General features: G+C 57.8%; 13 protein-coding genes. 9 read left to right on the plus strand and 4 right to left on the minus strand.

Features of this window, described 5'->3' with window-relative positions:
* Positions 1-8: 8 nt before the first annotated feature.
* On the minus strand, positions 9-3,056 hold the full coding sequence (gene fdnG, locus IM317_RS18030; protein ID WP_123277438.1) for a formate dehydrogenase-N subunit alpha: 3,048 nt from the start codon (positions 3,054-3,056) through the stop codon (positions 9-11).
* A gap of 221 nt (positions 3,057-3,277) precedes the next feature.
* On the opposite strand from fdnG, the gene yddG reads away from it, so the two are divergent.
* Both yddG and IM317_RS18040 read left to right on the plus strand, forming a co-directional pair.
* Entirely contained in the window at positions 3,278-4,156 is an 879-nt protein-coding gene (yddG, locus tag IM317_RS18035; RefSeq protein ID WP_033145645.1) for an aromatic amino acid DMT transporter YddG, read from the plus strand.
* Between the two features lie 630 nt (positions 4,157-4,786).
* A complete protein-coding gene (locus tag IM317_RS18040) occupies positions 4,787-5,896 on the plus strand; it encodes a porin OmpC (protein WP_033145646.1) in 1,110 nt (369 codons plus the stop codon).
* A 55-nt stretch (positions 5,897-5,951) separates the two neighbouring features.
* Here IM317_RS18040 and IM317_RS18045 read toward each other — a convergent pair whose 3' ends face one another.
* Positions 5,952-6,896 (minus strand): LysR substrate-binding domain-containing protein, encoded by a 945-nt coding sequence (locus tag IM317_RS18045; RefSeq protein WP_033145647.1) that lies wholly within the window; start codon positions 6,894-6,896, stop codon positions 5,952-5,954.
* 170 nt (positions 6,897-7,066) lie between these two features.
* Between IM317_RS18045 and IM317_RS18050 the strand changes: the two genes are divergently transcribed.
* From IM317_RS18050 to IM317_RS18080, 7 genes are read left to right on the plus strand one after another with little or no spacing between them, the layout of a single operon-like run.
* The gene (locus IM317_RS18050; protein ID WP_033145648.1) at positions 7,067-8,017 is read left to right on the plus strand and encodes a branched-chain amino acid ABC transporter permease; all 951 of its coding nucleotides are present in this window, start codon (positions 7,067-7,069) and stop codon (positions 8,015-8,017) included.
* A gap of 8 nt (positions 8,018-8,025) precedes the next feature.
* Positions 8,026-9,132 (plus strand): branched-chain amino acid ABC transporter permease, encoded by a 1,107-nt coding sequence (locus IM317_RS18055; RefSeq protein WP_033145649.1) that lies wholly within the window; start codon positions 8,026-8,028, stop codon positions 9,130-9,132.
* On the plus strand, positions 9,129-9,896 hold the full coding sequence (locus IM317_RS18060; RefSeq protein WP_033145650.1) for an ABC transporter ATP-binding protein: 768 nt from the start codon (positions 9,129-9,131) through the stop codon (positions 9,894-9,896). Before IM317_RS18055 ends, IM317_RS18060 begins: the two co-directional genes overlap by 4 nt.
* Positions 9,889-10,608, plus strand: coding sequence for an ABC transporter ATP-binding protein (locus tag IM317_RS18065; protein ID WP_033145651.1), 720 nt, complete (start codon positions 9,889-9,891; stop codon positions 10,606-10,608). The genes IM317_RS18060 and IM317_RS18065 overlap by 8 nt, the downstream gene beginning before the upstream one ends.
* Before the next feature lie 28 nt (positions 10,609-10,636).
* The gene (locus tag IM317_RS18070; RefSeq protein WP_033145652.1) at positions 10,637-11,794 is read left to right on the plus strand and encodes a branched-chain amino acid ABC transporter substrate-binding protein; all 1,158 of its coding nucleotides are present in this window, start codon (positions 10,637-10,639) and stop codon (positions 11,792-11,794) included.
* A 17-nt stretch (positions 11,795-11,811) separates the two neighbouring features.
* Positions 11,812-12,294 carry an L-2-amino-thiazoline-4-carboxylic acid hydrolase gene (locus IM317_RS18075; RefSeq protein ID WP_029741099.1) on the plus strand — a complete coding sequence of 161 codons (483 nt, stop codon included), beginning with the start codon at positions 11,812-11,814 and terminating at the stop codon, positions 12,292-12,294.
* Positions 12,291-13,517, plus strand: coding sequence for a Zn-dependent hydrolase (locus IM317_RS18080; RefSeq protein ID WP_033145653.1), 1,227 nt, complete (start codon positions 12,291-12,293; stop codon positions 13,515-13,517). The genes IM317_RS18075 and IM317_RS18080 overlap by 4 nt, the downstream gene beginning before the upstream one ends.
* Before the next feature lie 39 nt (positions 13,518-13,556).
* Here the strand turns inward: IM317_RS18080 and IM317_RS18085 are convergent, their stop codons facing one another.
* Positions 13,557-15,440, minus strand: coding sequence for a potassium transporter Kup (locus tag IM317_RS18085; RefSeq protein ID WP_033146538.1), 1,884 nt, complete (start codon positions 15,438-15,440; stop codon positions 13,557-13,559).
* A gap of 77 nt (positions 15,441-15,517) precedes the next feature.
* Positions 15,518-17,005: an MFS transporter gene (locus IM317_RS18090; RefSeq protein WP_033145654.1), complete on the minus strand. Its 1,488-nt coding sequence runs from the start codon at positions 17,003-17,005 to the stop codon at positions 15,518-15,520.
* Between the last annotated feature and the right edge of the window lie 25 nt (positions 17,006-17,030).

Genomic DNA, 17,030 nt, shown 5'->3' on the forward strand with positions numbered 1-17,030 from the left:
ATCGCTCCTTACGCTTTCTCGATGTTGACCAGAAACGCCTTGTACTCCGGCGTTTGCGAGTTGGAATCGCCGACGTTTGGCGTCAGGGTGTTGGCGATGTAGCCTTTCTGCGCCACGCCCTCAAAGCCCCAGTGCAGCGGGATCCCGACGGTTTCCACCTGCTGGCCGTGCACGTTCAGGCTTTGGAGACGACGCGTCACCACCGCCACCGCGCGAATAAAGCCGCGCTTGCTGCTTACCTTCACGCGGTCGCCGTTGGCGATGCCTTTCGCCTTCGCCAGCGTCTCGCTGATCTCCACAAACTGTTCCGGCTGCGCGATGGCGTTAAGCCGCGCGTGCTTGGTCCAGGTGTGGAAATGCTCGGTCAGGCGATAGGTCGTCCCTACGTACGGGAACTTGTCCTTTTTGCCTAAGCGCAGGACGTCGTCTTCGTAGATACGCACCACCGGGCTGGAGACCACGTTCGGATGCAGCGGGTTGGTGCCGAGCGGCGTTTCCATCGGCTCGTAGTGTTCCGGGAACGGCCCTTCCGCCAGCTTGTTGAGGGCAAACAGGCGTCCCAGCCCTTCCGGCTGCATGATGAATGGCCCGGTGTTGCTGCCCGGCGCGGCGGTGTTGTAGTCCGGGATATCGTTCCCTGCCCACTTCGCCCCGTTCCACTGGATCAGCATGCGTTTCGGATCCCACGGCCTGCCGTTTACGTCTGCAGACGCGCGGTTGTACAGCACGCGACGGTTCAGCGGCCACGCCCATGCCCAGCCCAGCGTATTGCCCAGCCCGGACGGGTCGGCGTTGTCGCGGTTGGCCATCTGGTTGCCCTGCTCCGTCCAGCTGCCGGTGTAGATCCAGCAGGACGACGCCGTCGTGCCGTCATCGCGCAGCAGCGCGAAGCTGTTCAGCAGCTGGCCTTTCTTCGCCACCAGGTTGCCGCTGGCGTCATAGAGATCCGCCAGCGCCACGCCGTTGTTCTCTTTGGCGACTTCCTCTGACTCAGGATGGTCAGGCTGCTTGTAGCTCCAGCCCATCTTCAGCAGCGGCTCAGCGCCCTTGCCGCCTTCGGTGCGGTACATTTCGCGCAGGCGATGGTAAATCCCGGCCAGGATTTCGCCGTCGTTACGCGCTTCGCCCGGCGCATCCTGGCCTTTCCAGTGCCACTGCAGCCAGCGGCCGGAGTTGGCAATAGAACCGTCCTCTTCCGCAAAGCAGGTGGACGGCAGGCGGAACACTTCGGTCTGAATCGACGCCGGATCGACATCGTTCGATTCCCCATGGTTCTGCCAGAAGGTGGACGTTTCGGTCACCAGCGGATCGATAACCACCATGTACTTCAGCTTGCTCAGGCTGCGAACGACTTTATTTTTGTCCGGGAAGGAGGCCACCGGGTTAAAGCCCTGGCAGATATACCCCGTGACGTCGCCCTTATCCATCATGTTGAAATACTTGATGACGTCGTACGCCTGGTCCCACTTCGGCAGCCACTCAAAGCCCCAGTCGTTCTCCTTCTGCGCCGCGTCGCCGTAGAAGGATTTCATCAGGCTGACGTAGAACTTCGGATAGTTGCTCCAGTAGTTCACCTGGTCCGGCAGCGTCGCTTTCGGCGTATTGGCCTCAAGATACGTTTGCAGGTCGGCCTGCTTTTCCGACGGCAGCGTCAGGTAGCCCGGCAGGCTGGTGGAGAGCAGACCGAGGTCGGTCAGCCCCTGAATGTTGGAGTGCCCGCGCAGCGCGTTTACGCCGCCCCCCGCCATGCCCATGTTGCCGAGCAGCAGCTGGATCATCGCCATGGTGCGGATGTTCTGCGCGCCGACGGTGTGCTGCGTCCAGCCCAGCGCGTACAGGAACGTCGTGGTTCTGTCGGCGGCGCTGGTGGAGGCCAGCACTTCACACACCTTCAGGAAGTCCGCTTTCGGCGTGCCGCAGATGTTTTCCACCACCTCCGGCGTATAGCGGGAAACGTGCTGTTTCAGCAGGTTCCACACGCAGCGCGGGTGCGTCAGGGTTTCATCACGCAGCGCGTAGCCGTTTTCATCGAACTGATAGTTCCAGGACGTTTTATCGTACTGGCGTTTTTCGGCGTCATAGCCGCTAAACAGCCCGTCATCGAAGGCAAAATCATCCCGCACCAGCAGGTTCGCGTTGGTGTAGTGCTTAACGTATTCCGCGTTAATTTTGTTGTTTTCGATCAGGTACAGCAGCACGCCGGACAGGAACGTAATGTCCGTACCGGAGCGGATTGGCGCATAGATATCGGCCACCGATGCCGTACGCGTAAAGCGCGGATCGACGACGATAAGCGTCGCATCGTTGTTGTTTTTCGCTTCCATCGCCCAGCGGAACCCCACCGGATGGGCTTCCGCGGCGTTACCGCCCATCACCACCACGACGTTAGCGTTTTTGATATCAACCCAGTGGTTGGTCATCGCACCGCGACCAAATGTTGGAGCAAGACTTGCTACCGTTGGTCCGTGTCAGACGCGCGCCTGGTTGTCTACCGCCAGCATGCCGAGAGAGCGCACAAATTTTTGCGTCAGCATGCCGGTTTCATTACTCGCCGCAGACGCGCACAGCATCCCGGTGGAAAGCCAGCGGTTAACCGTTACGCCCTGGGCGTTCTTTTCAATAAAGTTGGCGTCGCGGTCGGCTTTCATTAATTTGGCAATACGGGAGAAGGCCTCATCCCAGGAAATACGCTGCCACTTGTCGGAACCCGGCGCGCGGTATTCCGGGTAGCGCAGGCGGTTTTCGCTGTGAACGTAGTCCAGCAGCCCCGCCCCTTTCGGGCAAAGCGCCCCGCGGCTCACCGGATGATCCGGGTCCCCTTCAATATGGTAAATCGCTTCTCTGGCGTTCTTCGCGCCATCGCCCAGGCTATACATCAAAAGCCCACAACCTACGGAGCAGTATGTGCAGGTGTTACGGATCTCTTTCGCGCGCAGCAGCTTATAGTTGCGTGCCTGAGCCAGCGCCATTTTGGGAGCAAATCCCAGCATGGCTGCCGTTGTTCCGGCCATACCGCCCGCGCAGATTTTAAAAAATTGTCTGCGGCTGACGTCCATTGTTGTCCTCGTTTTAATATAAGACTTCGCGCCGCAAACTAACAGCAAAGCCCCTGTTTTTTTTGCGTCAAATCAAGGTCATCTGCCTTCACCCCCTTAATAGTCACCCCCGGAACCTTTAAATACTCCTTTTTGATTAACGGTTTAAGAGAATAATTGGCGACAGCGTCAGGAAGAATGCGATACATTTTTCCTCTGATTTTTATTGCAATGGCGAAGTAATGGACAGAAAGAGAGCAACGCTTATTGGGCTGGCGGCAATACTGTTATGGAGCACCATGGTCGGCCTTATTCGCAGCGTGAGTGAGGGACTCGGCCCGGTAGGCGGTGCGGCGATGATCTACACCCTCAGCGGATTACTGTGTCTGGTGACGGTAGGATTTCCTGATATCAGGCGGTTTTCGCCCCGCTATCTTATTGCCGGCAGCGTTTTATTTGTCAGCTACGAAATATGCCTGGCGCTGTCGCTGGGCTATGCCGCAACGCGATCGCAGGCTATTGAAGTGGGCATGGTCAATTACCTTTGGCCGAGCCTGACCATTGTGTTTGCCATCTTGTTCAACGGGCAGAAATCGACCCTGTGGGTGATCCCCGGCTTAGCCGTCTCATTGCTGGGCGTATGCTGGGTATTGGGCGGTGAACAGGGTTTACATCTCGATGAAATAACCCGCAACATCGTTTCCAGCCCGCTGAGCTACGCGCTGGCGTTTGCCGGGGCATTTATCTGGGCCGCCTACTGCACGGTCACCAGCAAATTTGCGAAAGGACAAAACGGCATTACCCTGTTTGTTTTACTGACCGCGCTGAGCCTGTGGGTGAAATATTTTCTCAGCGATCAGCCCGAGATGGTGTTCACGCTTCCGGTGGTCGTGAAACTGGTCATGTGCGGTATTGCGCTTGGATTTGGTTACGCCGCATGGAATATTGGCATCCTTCACGGTAACGTCACGGTACTCGCTGCCGTATCCTATTTTACCCCTGTCCTCTCCGCCGCGCTTGCCGCCGCAGTGCTGAGTTCGCCCCTCTCATTCTCGTTCTGGCAAGGCGCGCTGATGGTCTGCGCCGGGTCGTTGCTCTGCTGGTACGCAACAAGAAAATAATGCTTCTCTAACGGCCGGGCGAATTTCAGCCCGGCAACATAATTAACATAAATTTAAAGTGTGATCGCTCCTCAGAATATTTATCATAATTATCGCATTTCCGTTTAAATTCGGTTTATATTTGCCGTCTTCTGTAAACGGCCGAAAAGATAATTGACACAAACTGACAACACCATGAAATTAATTAACTGCGAATATTAACGTCATGGATAGCATTAAATGCAATAATTCATTTCTGACGTGTTCATGGCAATATTCGCAATATACGTCGTGATTTACCCCTAACCTACTGTTCTTAAGTCAAAACAATAATAATAACCCCCTCAAAGCATCGACAATACCGAAATCTAACGCAATAGACTAAAACACGCAGAAATTATAGCGATAGCAATAGTCCCGCAGAATACACAATTATTAATCGTATGAAATTCGGTCGCATTGTTTGAATAATAGCCTTTTTGCACGATCGAGATCACACTAATTGAAATTATCTCTAATATTTTGAAACTTATTATTGAAATAAGACTACGAGATTTTTAAAAATAGCATGCCATTGACGAACAGCCTCGTTTAGAAATCGTTTACAGTGGTTCAGGAAATACTCAAAAAAAATTATAAGGAACATTTAAGATGAAACTTAAATTAGTTGCAGTGGCAGTCACTTCCATGCTGGCAGCAGGCGTTGTTAACGCTGCCGAAATTTACAACAAAGACGGTAACAAGCTGGATCTGTACGGTAAAGTAACAGGTCTGCACTATTTCTCTGATGACGCTGGCGCAGATGGCGATAAAACCTACATGCGTATCGGCTTCAAGGGCGAAACTCAGGTTAACGACCAGCTGTCCGGCTACGGCCAGTGGGAATACCAGATTCAGGGTAACAAAGACGAAGGCGACAACCAGTCCTGGACCCGTGTGGCGTTTGCAGGTCTGAAGTTTGCTGAAGCAGGCTCCTTTGATTACGGTCGTAACTACGGCGTAATTTACGACGTGACCTCCTGGACCGACGTCCTGCCAGAATTCGGCGGCGACACCTACGGTGCCGACAACTTCCTGCAGTCTCGTGCAAACGGCGTTGCGACCTACCGTAACCAGGACTTCTTTGGTCTGGTTGATGGCCTGAACTTTGCTCTGCAGTATCAGGGCAAAAACGGCAGCGTAAGCGGTGAAAACACCAGCGGTCGCAGCCTGCTGAACCAGAACGGCGACGGTTACGGCGCGTCCCTGACTTACGATCTGGGTGAAGGCTTCAGCGTGGGTGGCGCAATGTCCTCTTCACGTCGTACCGCTGACCAGAATGCGGCTGGCGTATACGGTGAAGGCGACCGCGCTGAAGTGTACAGCGGTGGTGTGAAATACGACGCAAACAACATTTACCTTGCTGCACAGTACTCTCAGACCTATAACGCAACCCGCTTCGGTACCTCTAACGGTAACCGCAGCGACATCTACGGTTTTGCAAACAAGGCGCAAAACTTCGAAGTTGTGGCTCAGTATCAGTTCGACTTTGGCCTGCGCCCATCCATCGCTTACCTGCAGTCCAAAGGTAAAGACATCGAAAACTTCGGCGACCAGGATCTGGTTAAATACATCGATGTTGGCACGACCTACTATTTTAACAAAAACATGTCCACCTATGTGGATTACAAAATCAACCTGCTCGACGACAACCAGTTCACTCGCCAGGCAGGCATCGGTACCGACAACATCGTTGCGCTGGGTCTGACCTACCAGTTCTAAATCTTGTCTGTACAAAAGCCAGCTGAATAAGCTGGCTTTTTTTTATCCGTCACTTTTACCCGGCTGACGGCTCCCCGCTCGCCGCCCGACGCAGCCAATTTTGCAGCAGCTTACCGTCCTCGGTCATCTCCGAATCCGAACGCACGCAGAGGTGATAGTCGCGCCCGTCATCAATGGGTAAGTCAAATATCTTCACCAGCTCGCCGCTCTCAAGATAAGGCGCGATCAGCGGCTCGCGCATCAGCGCGCAGCCCAGCCCGGCCTGCACGCCCGCCAGCGTTAACAGCCCGTCTTCAAACAGGGGGCCGCTGCGCCGCAGAGCTCGTTTTACCCCCTGCAGCAGAAACCACTGCGGCCACGTGGTGCGCTCCTCATCATGCAGCAGCGGCATTTGCAGCAGTTGCTCAGGCGTGTCGATATGGCCATGAATGCGCAAAAACGCGCGGCTGCACACCGGCACCATCTGTCCGGAAATCAGCTTTTCGCTCTGATAGCCCGCCCACTGGCCGTTACCAAAACGAATCGACATATCCGACGCATCGCTCAGATAGTTACGATGGTTGGCATACACTACGTTGATCTCGGTCTGCGGATTGGCACGCATAAAATCAGGCAGACGCGGGATAAACCACCCCATGCCAAAAAGCGGGATCAGGCTGATGGTGACCTGACGCGTTTGCGCCTGCCCGGCCAGATGCTCCGTTGCCTGGCGCAGCACGTTAAACGCCGCACGGATCGAACGGTAATATTCCCGTCCGTGCTGGCTCAGCACCAGCCTGCGCCCCTGACGCGCCGTCAGCGGCATTTGCAGATACCCTTCGAGCACCTTGAGCTGATGGCTGACCGCCGACGGTGAGATATCCAGCTCCTGCGCGGCAAGCGTGACGCTGCCCAGCCGGGCGATGGCCTCAAAGGCACGGACGGCCCGAAGCGGCGGATCGTTTGCCAGACGGCTGTCTGCATACGCAGGCAAACCCGCCAATTGTTCTGTTTTATTCATATGTTGATTTCTTTAGGCTTTTCACCAGAGAACGCGATTACATTATCTTTATATAAATCATTAAGATAAAACAATAGCGGTTTATCATAAGAAATAATATATGTGTATTTTACAATTAAATTCATTTATCGGATGGTAGCCGCAGAAAGAAGACTTTGCGGGAACAGACGTTGGATACACTCATACAACAATTGATCAACGGTGTGATGCTGGGCAGCATTTACGCGCTGATCGCGCTGGGCTATACCATGGTGTATGGCATCTTGCGCATTATTAACTTTGCTCACGGCGATATTCTGATGGTCGGTGCGCTCACCACCCTTTCCGCCATTAACGCCCTGAACACTACCTTTCCTCACATGCCGCTGCTGTTGCAGCTTGGCGTTGCCCTGGCGATTGCCATGGCCGTTTGCGCCCTGCTGGCAATGGCCGTAGAGCGCTTTGCCTACCGTCGACTGCGCAACGCCCCGCGCCTGGCACCGCTTATCTCAGGTATCGGCGTCTCGGTCCTGCTGCAAACCGTGGCGATGATTATCTGGACGCGCAATCCGCTGATGTTCCCGCAGATCCTGCCCATGGAACCGATCGCCGTAACGTCGGGAAGTGAAATGCATCCCCCCGCCATTGCGACCGTCACCGGCATTGTTACCGTGGCGCTGGCGCTTGCGGTGATGACGGGGCTATGGCTGCTGGTGGAATACACCCGCCTGGGGCGCGGCATGCGCGCCGTGGCGGAAAACCCGCGCGTGGCCACGCTGATGGGGGTTAACCCCAATGCCATTATTACCCTGACGTTCGCCATTGGCGGCGTATTTGCCGCGCTGGCAGGCGTCATGATGGCCAGCAACTACGGCAACGCCAGCTTCTCGATGGGCTTTTTGCCCGGGATCAAAGCCTTTACCGCCGCCGTGCTGGGAGGCATTGGCAACATTCGTGGCGCCATGATTGGCGGGATCCTGCTCGGCATTATCGAAGCGCTGGGCGCAGGTTACCTGGGTGAACTGACCCACGGCGTCTTCGGCAGTAACTATCAGGACGTCTTTGCCTTCATGGTTCTGATTCTGGTGCTGGTCTTCCGTCCGGCAGGCCTGCTGGGCGAGCGCGTAGCGCACAGGGCGTGAGGGAAACAATGACAACGCTTCAACTACAAACCCCGGCGACGACGCGCAAATTCTGGTCAGGCATGATTCTGTTCTGCCTCGCGCTGCTGGTTGCTCCCGTGGTGGCCACGCAGCTTGGCGGCAACTACTGGGTGCGCGTTATCGACTTCGCCCTGCTCTACATCATGCTGGCGCTGGGGCTCAATATTGTGGTCGGCTATACCGGCCTGCTGGATATGGGGTTTATCGCCTTTTACGCGGTCGGCGCCTATCTCGCAGCACTGATGGCCTCGCCACACCTGCTGGAGGTTTTCCCGATCCTCAACGTCTGGTTCCCGGACGGGCTGCACACCTCATATCTGCTGATTATTCCGCTGGCGGCGCTCGTCGCTGCGGTCTGCGGCATTTTACTGGGTGCTCCCACGCTGAAGCTGCGCGGGGACTACCTGGCGATAGTGACCCTCGGCTTTGGCGAAATCATCCGCATCCTGATGCGCAACCTCGACCGTCCGGTGAACATCACCAACGGTGCGAAGGGCATTACCGGGGTGGATACGCTGAATCTGTTCGGCCTGAAGTTTAGCGGCGTATACCACTGGTTAGGTTTCAAAGTGCCCGCGCTGTGGCTGTGGTACTACCTGCTGATGCTGGTGATTGTGGCGATTATTTTTGTCTGCCTGCGCCTGCAGCATTCCCGTATTGGCCGCGCCTGGCACGCCATCCGTGAAGATGAGGATGTGGCCCGCGCGATGGGCATCAACGTGCGTAACTATAAGCTGCTGGCCTTTGCGATGGGTGCCTCTTTTGGCGGCGTGGCGGGTGCCCTGTTCGGCGCGTTCCAGGGCTTTGTCTCCCCGGAATCCTTCACGTTACAGGAATCCATTGCCGTACTGGCGATGGTGGTGCTGGGCGGGATGGGACACATTCCGGGCGTGATCCTCGGCGCGATACTGCTTACCGCCCTGCCGGAACTGTTGCGCAGTCAGGCAGCCCCGGTTCAGCAGGCGCTGTTCGGTACGGTACTGATTGACCCGGAAGTGCTGCGTCAGCTGTTCTACGGCCTGGCGCTGGTGCTGGTCATGCTGGTGCGTCCTGCCGGGATCTGGCCGGTACGCCACAAGGAGGTGAATACATGAGTCTGTTAACCGTACGCAACATGTCCAAACGCTTCGGCGGGCTTACCGCCGTGGATGACGTTTCGATTACCGTGAACAAGGGCGAGATCTACGGCCTGATTGGTCCTAACGGGGCGGGAAAAACCACCTGTTTTAACCTGATCACCGGGCTTTATCCGGCGGACAGCGGTGAATTTTCCATTGCCGATAAGCCCTATTTCCCAAAGCACATTGAGAAAGTCACCGCCGCCGGGATCGCGCGCACCTTCCAGAACGTGCGCCTCTTTAACGACATGTCGGTGCTGGAAAACGTGATGGTGGGCCGCCACGTGCGCACCCGTAACGGCCTGTGGGCCGCGCTGAGCCGTCACAAACGCGCTCGCGAAGAAGAGAAACAGACCCGGGAGCTGGCCTGGCACTGGCTGGAGTACACCGGCATTGCGAAGTTCGCCCACTACCGCGCCTGCGATCTGGCGTATGGCCATCAGCGACGTCTGGAGATTGCCCGCGCGCTGGCAACGGATCCGCTGCTGCTGGCGCTGGACGAACCCGCCGCCGGGATGAACGCTGCTGAAAAAGTGGCGCTCGGCGAGCTGCTTATCCGCCTTCGCGATGACGGCAAAACCCTGCTGATGATTGAACATGACGTCAAGCTGGTGATGGGCATCTGCGATCGCCTGACGGTGCTTGATTACGGCAAAACGCTCGCCAGCGGCACGCCGGAGAGCGTGCGTCGCGACCCGGCGGTGATCGCCGCCTGGCTTGGAGGCAACGCCCATGTCTGAATTACTGAAGGTGGAACGCGTGGACGTGCATTACGGCGGCATTCAGGCCGTACGCGATGTCTCTTTTACCCTGCGCGAGGGCGAACAGGCTACGCTGATCGGCGCTAACGGCGCGGGGAAAAGCTCCACGGTGCGCGCTATTACCGGGCTGGAAAGCTTTAGCGGCCGTATTGAATTCAACGGTAAAGCGGTGCGTAAGCACAGGCCCGAAACCCTGCTCCGTGACGGTCTGGTGATGGTCCCGGAAGGCCGGGGGATCTTCTCCCGAATGACGGTGCTGGAAAACCTGCAGATGGGCGCCTGGCTCAGGCGTGACATTGTCACCGTTAAGCGTGAGATGAACGAGACCTTCGAGCGCTTCCCGCGCCTGGGAGAACGCCAGCATCAGCTCGCTGGCCTGCTGTCCGGCGGTGAGCAACAGCTGCTGGCCCTTAACCGCGCCCTGCTCAGCCGCCCGCGCCTGCTGATCCTCGACGAACCCTCGATGGGCCTTGCCCCGAAGATGGTCGAGAACATTTTTGCCGTCATTGCCGGCCTGCGCGAGCGCGGCGTTGCCCTGCTGCTCATCGAACAAAACGCCCGTCTCGCGCTGGAGGTGACCGACAGCGCGTGGGTGATGGACAGCGGCAGCATTGTTCATCATGGCGAATCGAAAGCGCTGCTCAATGACGACCAGATTGCACAGATTTATTTGGGCGAAATGCCCGTTTAACAACACCAGCCAACATCAGGGAAATACAATGAAAACAGTAAAAATCAGTGCGCTCAGCGCCGCTATCCTCCTCGGCAGTTTTGCCTCGACGGCCGCGTGGGCAGCCGACGGTGAAACCGTGGTTATCGGCCTGGCAGGCCCGCTCACCGGCCCGTCTGCCCGTATCGGTAAGGATCTGGAGAACGGCGCGCAGCTGGCCATTGACGACATTAACAAGCAGCACCCGACCATCGGCGGCAAAGCGGTGACCTTCAAACTGCAGTCCGAAGACGATCAGTCCGACCCGCGCACCGCCGTGGCCGTGGCGCAGCGTCTGGTGGATAGCGGCGTGGCGGGCGTTGTCGGTCACTGGAACACCGGTACCAGCATTCCTGCCGCACGTATCTATCACGATGCGGGCATCGCACAGGTGGCACCGGTCGCGACCGGTCACGCCTATACCAGGCAGGGTTTTGATACCAGCTTCCGCGTGATGGGCCACGACGACGACGGCGGTCAGCTAGCCGGTCAGTACGCGGTCAATACGCTGAAAGCCAAACGCATTGCGGTGATCGACGACCGTACCGCCTTTGGTCAGGGGCTGGCGGACCAGTTCATTAAATCCCTTGAAGCGCAGGGCGTGAAGGTTGTCGATCGTCAGTACGTTGATGACAAAACGGTGGACTTCAGCGCCGTGCTGACCGCCATCCGGAGTAAAAACGCCGATCTGATCTTCTTCGGCGGCGTCGACAGCCAGGCCGCACCGCTGGCGCGTCGTATCAAACAGCTGGGCATGAACGCCACCCTGATGGGCGCAGGCGGATTTGTCAGCCAGACGTTCCTGCAGCTGGCGCAGAAAGAAGGCGAAGGCGTTGTCGCCCTCGAACCAGGCCTGCCGGTTGAGCAGATGCCGGGCGGTAAAGCGTTCGAACAGGCGTACCAGTCACGCTACCACACCCATATCGAACTGCACGCCCCGTTCGCCTATGACGCCACCCGCGTGCTGGTTGCGGCGATGGAAAAAGCAGACTCCGTTGAGCCGTCCGACTATCTGCCCGCCCTGCGCGCCATCAGCTACTCCGGCGTCACCGGCCAGATCGCGTTTGATAAAGAAGGTAACCTGAAATCGCCGTCGTTCACCGTTTACAAAGTTGTCGACGGCAAATGGCAGCCGCAGACCGTGCTGGGTGGCGCAAAAGCGAAGTAACGCAGCGAGGCAATGTGATGAGTGATAATAACGAGCTGGGCATTCTCGCCCGCCGCAAAATTGAAGCAGAAATTATAAAGCCAATTTATGAAATCCTGGTGCGCGAGATAGGGAAAACCCGCGCCCAGGCGGTCATTGGCGAGGCCATTGAGCAGGCCGCGATTGACGCTGGCAAAGCTTTTGCCAGCAAAGAACCCAACGGCGCGGACGTCAGGAGCTTCATCGCCCTGCAGTATCTGTGGGAGAAAGATAACGCCCTGGACGTGAAGGTGATCGACGCCGACGACCAGCAGTACAACTACAACGTAACCCGCTGTCGCTACGCGGAGATGTATCACGAAATGGGGCTGGGCGAGATTGGTCATCTGCTCTCCTGCGCGCGCGATGAAAAATTCATCGTTGGCTATGCGCCTGACGTGAAGCTGACCCGCACGACCACCATCATGCAGGGCGGTTCGTGCTGTGATTTCCGCTACCGCAGCAGTAAGGACAAAACATGATCCGCGTCAACGCCGAACGGCTGTGGTCAACGCTAGAGATGATGGCGCAGATCGGCGGCACGCCCGCCGGCGGCGTGACCCGCCTGGCGCTGAGCGAGGAAGACCGGATTGCCCGTAACCTGCTGCGCGACTGGGCGCTGGACGCGGGTTTCACCTGCGAGGTCGACAGCATGGGCAATATGTTTATCCGTCGCGCGGGGAAAAAACCGCAGCTTGCCCCGGTCATGACGGGTTCACATGTGGATACCCAGCCGCTGGGCGGTAACTACGACGGGGTTTACGGCGTGCTGGCCGGGCTGGAGCTGCTGCGAACCCTTAACGATCATAACGTTGAGACCGAGCGTGACGTTGTGCTGGTGAACTGGACTAACGAAGAGGGCGCGCGCTTTGCGCCAGCTATGCTCTCTTCAGGGGTCTGGACGGGACAGTTTAGCGAAGCGTACGCCCATGCCCGCGCGGATAACGATGGCATCACCGTGGGCGAAGCGCTGGATAGCATTGGCTACCGGGGTGAAACCCCTGCCCGCGCGTTTCAGGTTCACGCCTGCTACGAACTGCACATCGAACAGGGCCCGATCCTGGAAGATGAAGCCATTGATATCGGGTTAGTCCGCGCGGCAATGGGCCAGCGCTGGTTTACCCTGACGCTGGACGGATTCGCCGCCCACGCGGGCACGACGCCGATGCACAGCCGCCGCGACGCGCTGACCGCCTTCGCAGAGCTGGCGCTGAAGGTGGAAGAGATTGGCTACCGGCATGCGCCGGACGGACGCGCGACGATCGGTATGGCGAAGGTTACGCCAAACTCGCGCAACGTCGTGCCGTCTCGCGTGGAATGCAGCGTTGAGTTTCGCCATCCTATGCAGCAGGCGCTGGAAGCCATGGAAGCTGCGCTGCATAAGGTGGCTGAAAGCCTCAGCCTGCGCGGCGTCGCGGCTGCCGTTGAGCGTATTTTCGACTACGCGCCCATCGCGTTTGACGCCGAATGCCTGGCGCGTTCGGAGAAGGCCGTGGCGGAACTGGGCTATTCATCGAAACCGATGGTCTCCGGTGCGGGACATGACGCCTGCTATGTCAGCAAAATGGCGCCCGCCAGCATGATCTTTATCCCCTGCGTGAAAGGCATCAGCCATAACGAAGCGGAAAGGATCCTGCCAGAGTGGGCGGAGAAAGGGGCGAACGTGTTATTGCATAGCGTCCTGTCCGCGTCCCTTGAGAGATAGAACGGTGCGAAAGCAGAGGACCTCTGCTTTCGCCAGAATCTACACGGCAACGCGTCGGCTGATTTCGACAACCCGATCGCTGGGAAGGTGATAGTGGTTGATGACGTGCGTGCAGTTGCGCTTCATGAACGCAAAGATGTGCCGTTGCCAGGCCGCCATCCCTGCCTCACCCTCGCCTGCCACAATGGTTTCATGCCCGACATACCAGGTGGCGTCATCCGTGGCGAAAAGCGCGTTAATCTCGCTGACACCCTGCAGCAAACGCGGGATGTCCGGATGTTCCATAAAGCCATACTGCGCCACGCCGTGCCAGTAGCCCGGCGCGCGCTGCTCTACCCTGATGCGTTGTTCTTCCCCCACGTAGGGCACATTCAGAATATCAATGGTAAGCGACAACACATCCTGCTGGAGCGCCCGGTTTCGCGCGACGTGCCAGCGCATGACCGGCGGGATATTGTTCTGCGTACGGGTCAAAAAGACGGCGGAGCCCGCCACTCTGGGCACCGTTTTTTGCTGAAGCTGGGCAAAGAACGCATCCACGCTGACGCCCTTCTCGCCCACCGATGCGGATACCGCCTTAATGCCGCGGTGCCAGATCAGCATCACCGTACAAATAGCAGCGGCCATCAGGAGCGGAATATAGCCACCCTCCAGGACCTTAATCAGATTGGCAAACAAGAAGGTGGCATCAATCACCAGGAAACAGAGGGCAATCACCGCGCTGCTGGCCAGGCTCCAGCGCCACACTTCGCGCATCGCCACAAACAGCAGCCCCGTGGTCATCAGCATGGTTAACGACACGGCAATGCCGTACGCGGCGGCGAGCTTATCGGAGGATTTAAAGAACACCACCAGCCCGATGGTCACCCCCATCAGCAGCCAGTTGATTATCCCGATATAAATCTGGCCGTAGCTTTCCGCCGCCGTCTGCTTGATGCGTAATCGGGGTAACCAGCCAAGCTGTATGGCCTGGCGCGTCATGGAAAAAGCGCCGGTAATAATCGCCTGACTGGCGATGATCGTCGCCAGCGCGGCAAGAATGATGAGCGGAACCTGCAGCACCGGCGGACAGAGCGTATAGAAAAGGTTTTGTTTGCTGTCGGCACCGGCCAGAATCAGCGCTGACTGGCCGGCATAGTTGAGCAGCAGCGAAGGAAAGACTATGCCGTACCAGGCAAGCCAGATGGGCTTTTTGCCAAAATGCCCCATGTCTGCATACAGGGCCTCGGCACCCGTCACGCAGAGAAAAACGCCGCCCAGGACCAGGAAACTGGTGTACCCGTTCGAAAACAAAAACGCGATGCCGTACGCAGGGTTGAGGGCCAGCAATACCGAGGGGTGTTGAACGATCCCCCGCACGCCCAGGGCAGCAATCGCCAAAAACCAAACCGCCATGACCGGGCCAAATATTTTCCCTATTCGCGCAGTGCCAAAAGGCTGAAGAAGAAACAGCCCCAGCAGAACCGCCACCGTCAGGGGTAATATGTACGGCTGAGATTCAGGAATGACCATCTCCAGCCCTTCAAGGGCAGAAAGCACGGAGATAGCCGGGGTTATCGCGCCGTCACCGTAAATTAAAGCGGCACCGATCAGGGCGGAAAAAATAACCCAGCGCCCGCCTTTGCCTTTCTCCACCAGAAGCGACATTAAGGCCATGATGCCTCCCTCGCCATGATTATCAATTCGCATGGCAAAGGCGGCATATTTTATGGACGTTACCAGGATGAGTGTCCAGGTAATCAGGGAGAGCAGGCCCAGTATGACGCCGGGCGTCGGGTCATGCTCAGAGAGCGAAAGCACCGTGCGGAAGGTATAGAGCGGGCTGGTGCCGATATCACCAAAAACGACGCCCAGCGCGCCCCCTGCAAGCAGGGTTAACCGGGAGAGCGGTTGGGACGGTTCACTGCTGTGGCGAGGGCGCATATTTTCCAGCAAGAGTCAGATAATCCTTTAAAAAACATAGCCCATCTGCCCCACCCGCGCCAACCGCGCGCCCTGTATTACTGCGGCCTGGCCTTCGCCAGGCTGAACCAGATCCCCACTGCCAGCAACAGCAGCATTCCGCCCGCGCTGCCCAGCGCCACGCTGTGCGAGGTGATAAACGCGCTTTTCGCCGCCTCAATCACCGATTCCGCCAGCGTCGGGGTCAGATCCTGCGCCACCTTCATCGCCTCGCCAATGGATGACGAGGCTTTATCTGCGAGCGAGGCGTTCAGCCCCTGCGGCAGGTCAATCGACGCCGAGAAGCTGCGGGTCAACAGCAGACCAAAGATGGCGATCCCCAGCCCGGCGCCCAGTTCATAGGACATGGTTTCAATGGCCCCTGCGGCGGCGGCTTTCTCTTTCGGCGCAGCGGCCATAATCGCCGAGGTCGAGGCCAGCAGCGCGCTGGCGGCGCTAAAGCCGAGCAGAACCATCAGGGCAGAAGCCAGCAGCTGCTGCGTGCTGAAATCAAGCATGGACAGGCCGCTAAAGCTGACGGCGCTGAGCCCCATTCCGCCAGCCGCGACGATGCGTAGCCCTAATCGCCCGACCAGCACGCCCGCGATCGGACCGCTAAACCCGCTCGCCACCATCAGCGGCAGCATGAACATTCCCGCTTCAAACGGCGTAAAGCCATGAACAAACTGCAGCTCCTGGGCCATCAGCAGCTCAAACCCGACCAGGGCAATCATGGCGGTCATCGCCATCACCACGCCGCTCAAAATGATGCGATGGCAGAACAGACGCATGTCGATCATCGGCACGCGGGCGCGGAGCTGAATACGCACGAAGATAAACAGCAGCACCGAGCCGGTCACCAGCGCGGACGCGACCACCCACGGCGACAGTGCGCCTTTGAGGGCTGTTTTTGCGCTGTAGACCAGCAGCAAAATCGCCACTATCAGCATAATGGCATGGCTGATATTCAGCGGCTGCTCCGGGCGTCCCTGCTGAGGAGGCACAAAACGCGCCGCCAGCGAAACCACCACCAGCACGATCGGTACGTTGATTAAAAACACCGAGCCCCAGTAGAAATGCTCGAGCAGCATACCGCCAATCAGCGGGCCAAACGCCGCGCCACCGGACCCCACCGCGGCCCAGACGCCGAGCGCAATATTACGATCCCGCGCGTCGATAAACAGCGTGCGGATCCCTGCCAGCGTAGCCGGAATGATCATCGCCGCGCCGATTGCCAGCGAGGCGCGCGCCGCAATCAGCCACCCTGCTGACGGGGCAAACGCTGCCGCCAGCGACGACAGACCAAACAGCGTGCTGCCAATCATGAGCAGTCGTTTAAAACCAATGCGGTCACCCAGGGCGCCCATCGGCAGCACCATTCCCGCCATCACCAGCGAGTAAATATCGATGATCCACAGCAATTCATTGCCGCTGGCGCCCAGCGTGATGCTCAATGTCGGCGCCGCCACGTGCAGCACCGTCGCGTCGATCGCCACCGGGATATACACCAGCACGATAATCACTAACGCTAACCACTGACGAAACATAAATTTCCTTTTCTTTTAAAACATG

Source organism: Enterobacter cloacae complex sp. S3, from assembly GCF_014930495.1.
GTDB lineage: Bacteria > Pseudomonadota > Gammaproteobacteria > Enterobacterales > Enterobacteriaceae > Enterobacter > Enterobacter asburiae_B.

Coding starts and splice junctions, on each gene's coding strand:
- yddG (WP_033145645.1), top strand. CDS start 3,278: ATGGACAGAAAGAGAGCAACGCTTATTGGGCTGGCGGCAATACTGTTA.
- IM317_RS18040 (WP_033145646.1), top strand. CDS start 4,787: ATGAAACTTAAATTAGTTGCAGTGGCAGTCACTTCCATGCTGGCAGCA.
- IM317_RS18045 (WP_033145647.1), bottom strand. CDS start 6,896: ATGAATAAAACAGAACAATTGGCGGGTTTGCCTGCGTATGCAGACAGC.
- IM317_RS18055 (WP_033145649.1), top strand. CDS start 8,026: ATGACAACGCTTCAACTACAAACCCCGGCGACGACGCGCAAATTCTGG.
- IM317_RS18060 (WP_033145650.1), top strand. CDS start 9,129: ATGAGTCTGTTAACCGTACGCAACATGTCCAAACGCTTCGGCGGGCTT.
- IM317_RS18065 (WP_033145651.1), top strand. CDS start 9,889: ATGTCTGAATTACTGAAGGTGGAACGCGTGGACGTGCATTACGGCGGC.
- IM317_RS18070 (WP_033145652.1), top strand. CDS start 10,637: ATGAAAACAGTAAAAATCAGTGCGCTCAGCGCCGCTATCCTCCTCGGC.
- IM317_RS18075 (WP_029741099.1), top strand. CDS start 11,812: ATGAGTGATAATAACGAGCTGGGCATTCTCGCCCGCCGCAAAATTGAA.
- IM317_RS18080 (WP_033145653.1), top strand. CDS start 12,291: ATGATCCGCGTCAACGCCGAACGGCTGTGGTCAACGCTAGAGATGATG.
- IM317_RS18085 (WP_033146538.1), bottom strand. CDS start 15,440: ATGCGCCCTCGCCACAGCAGTGAACCGTCCCAACCGCTCTCCCGGTTA.
- IM317_RS18090 (WP_033145654.1), bottom strand. CDS start 17,005: ATGTTTCGTCAGTGGTTAGCGTTAGTGATTATCGTGCTGGTGTATATC.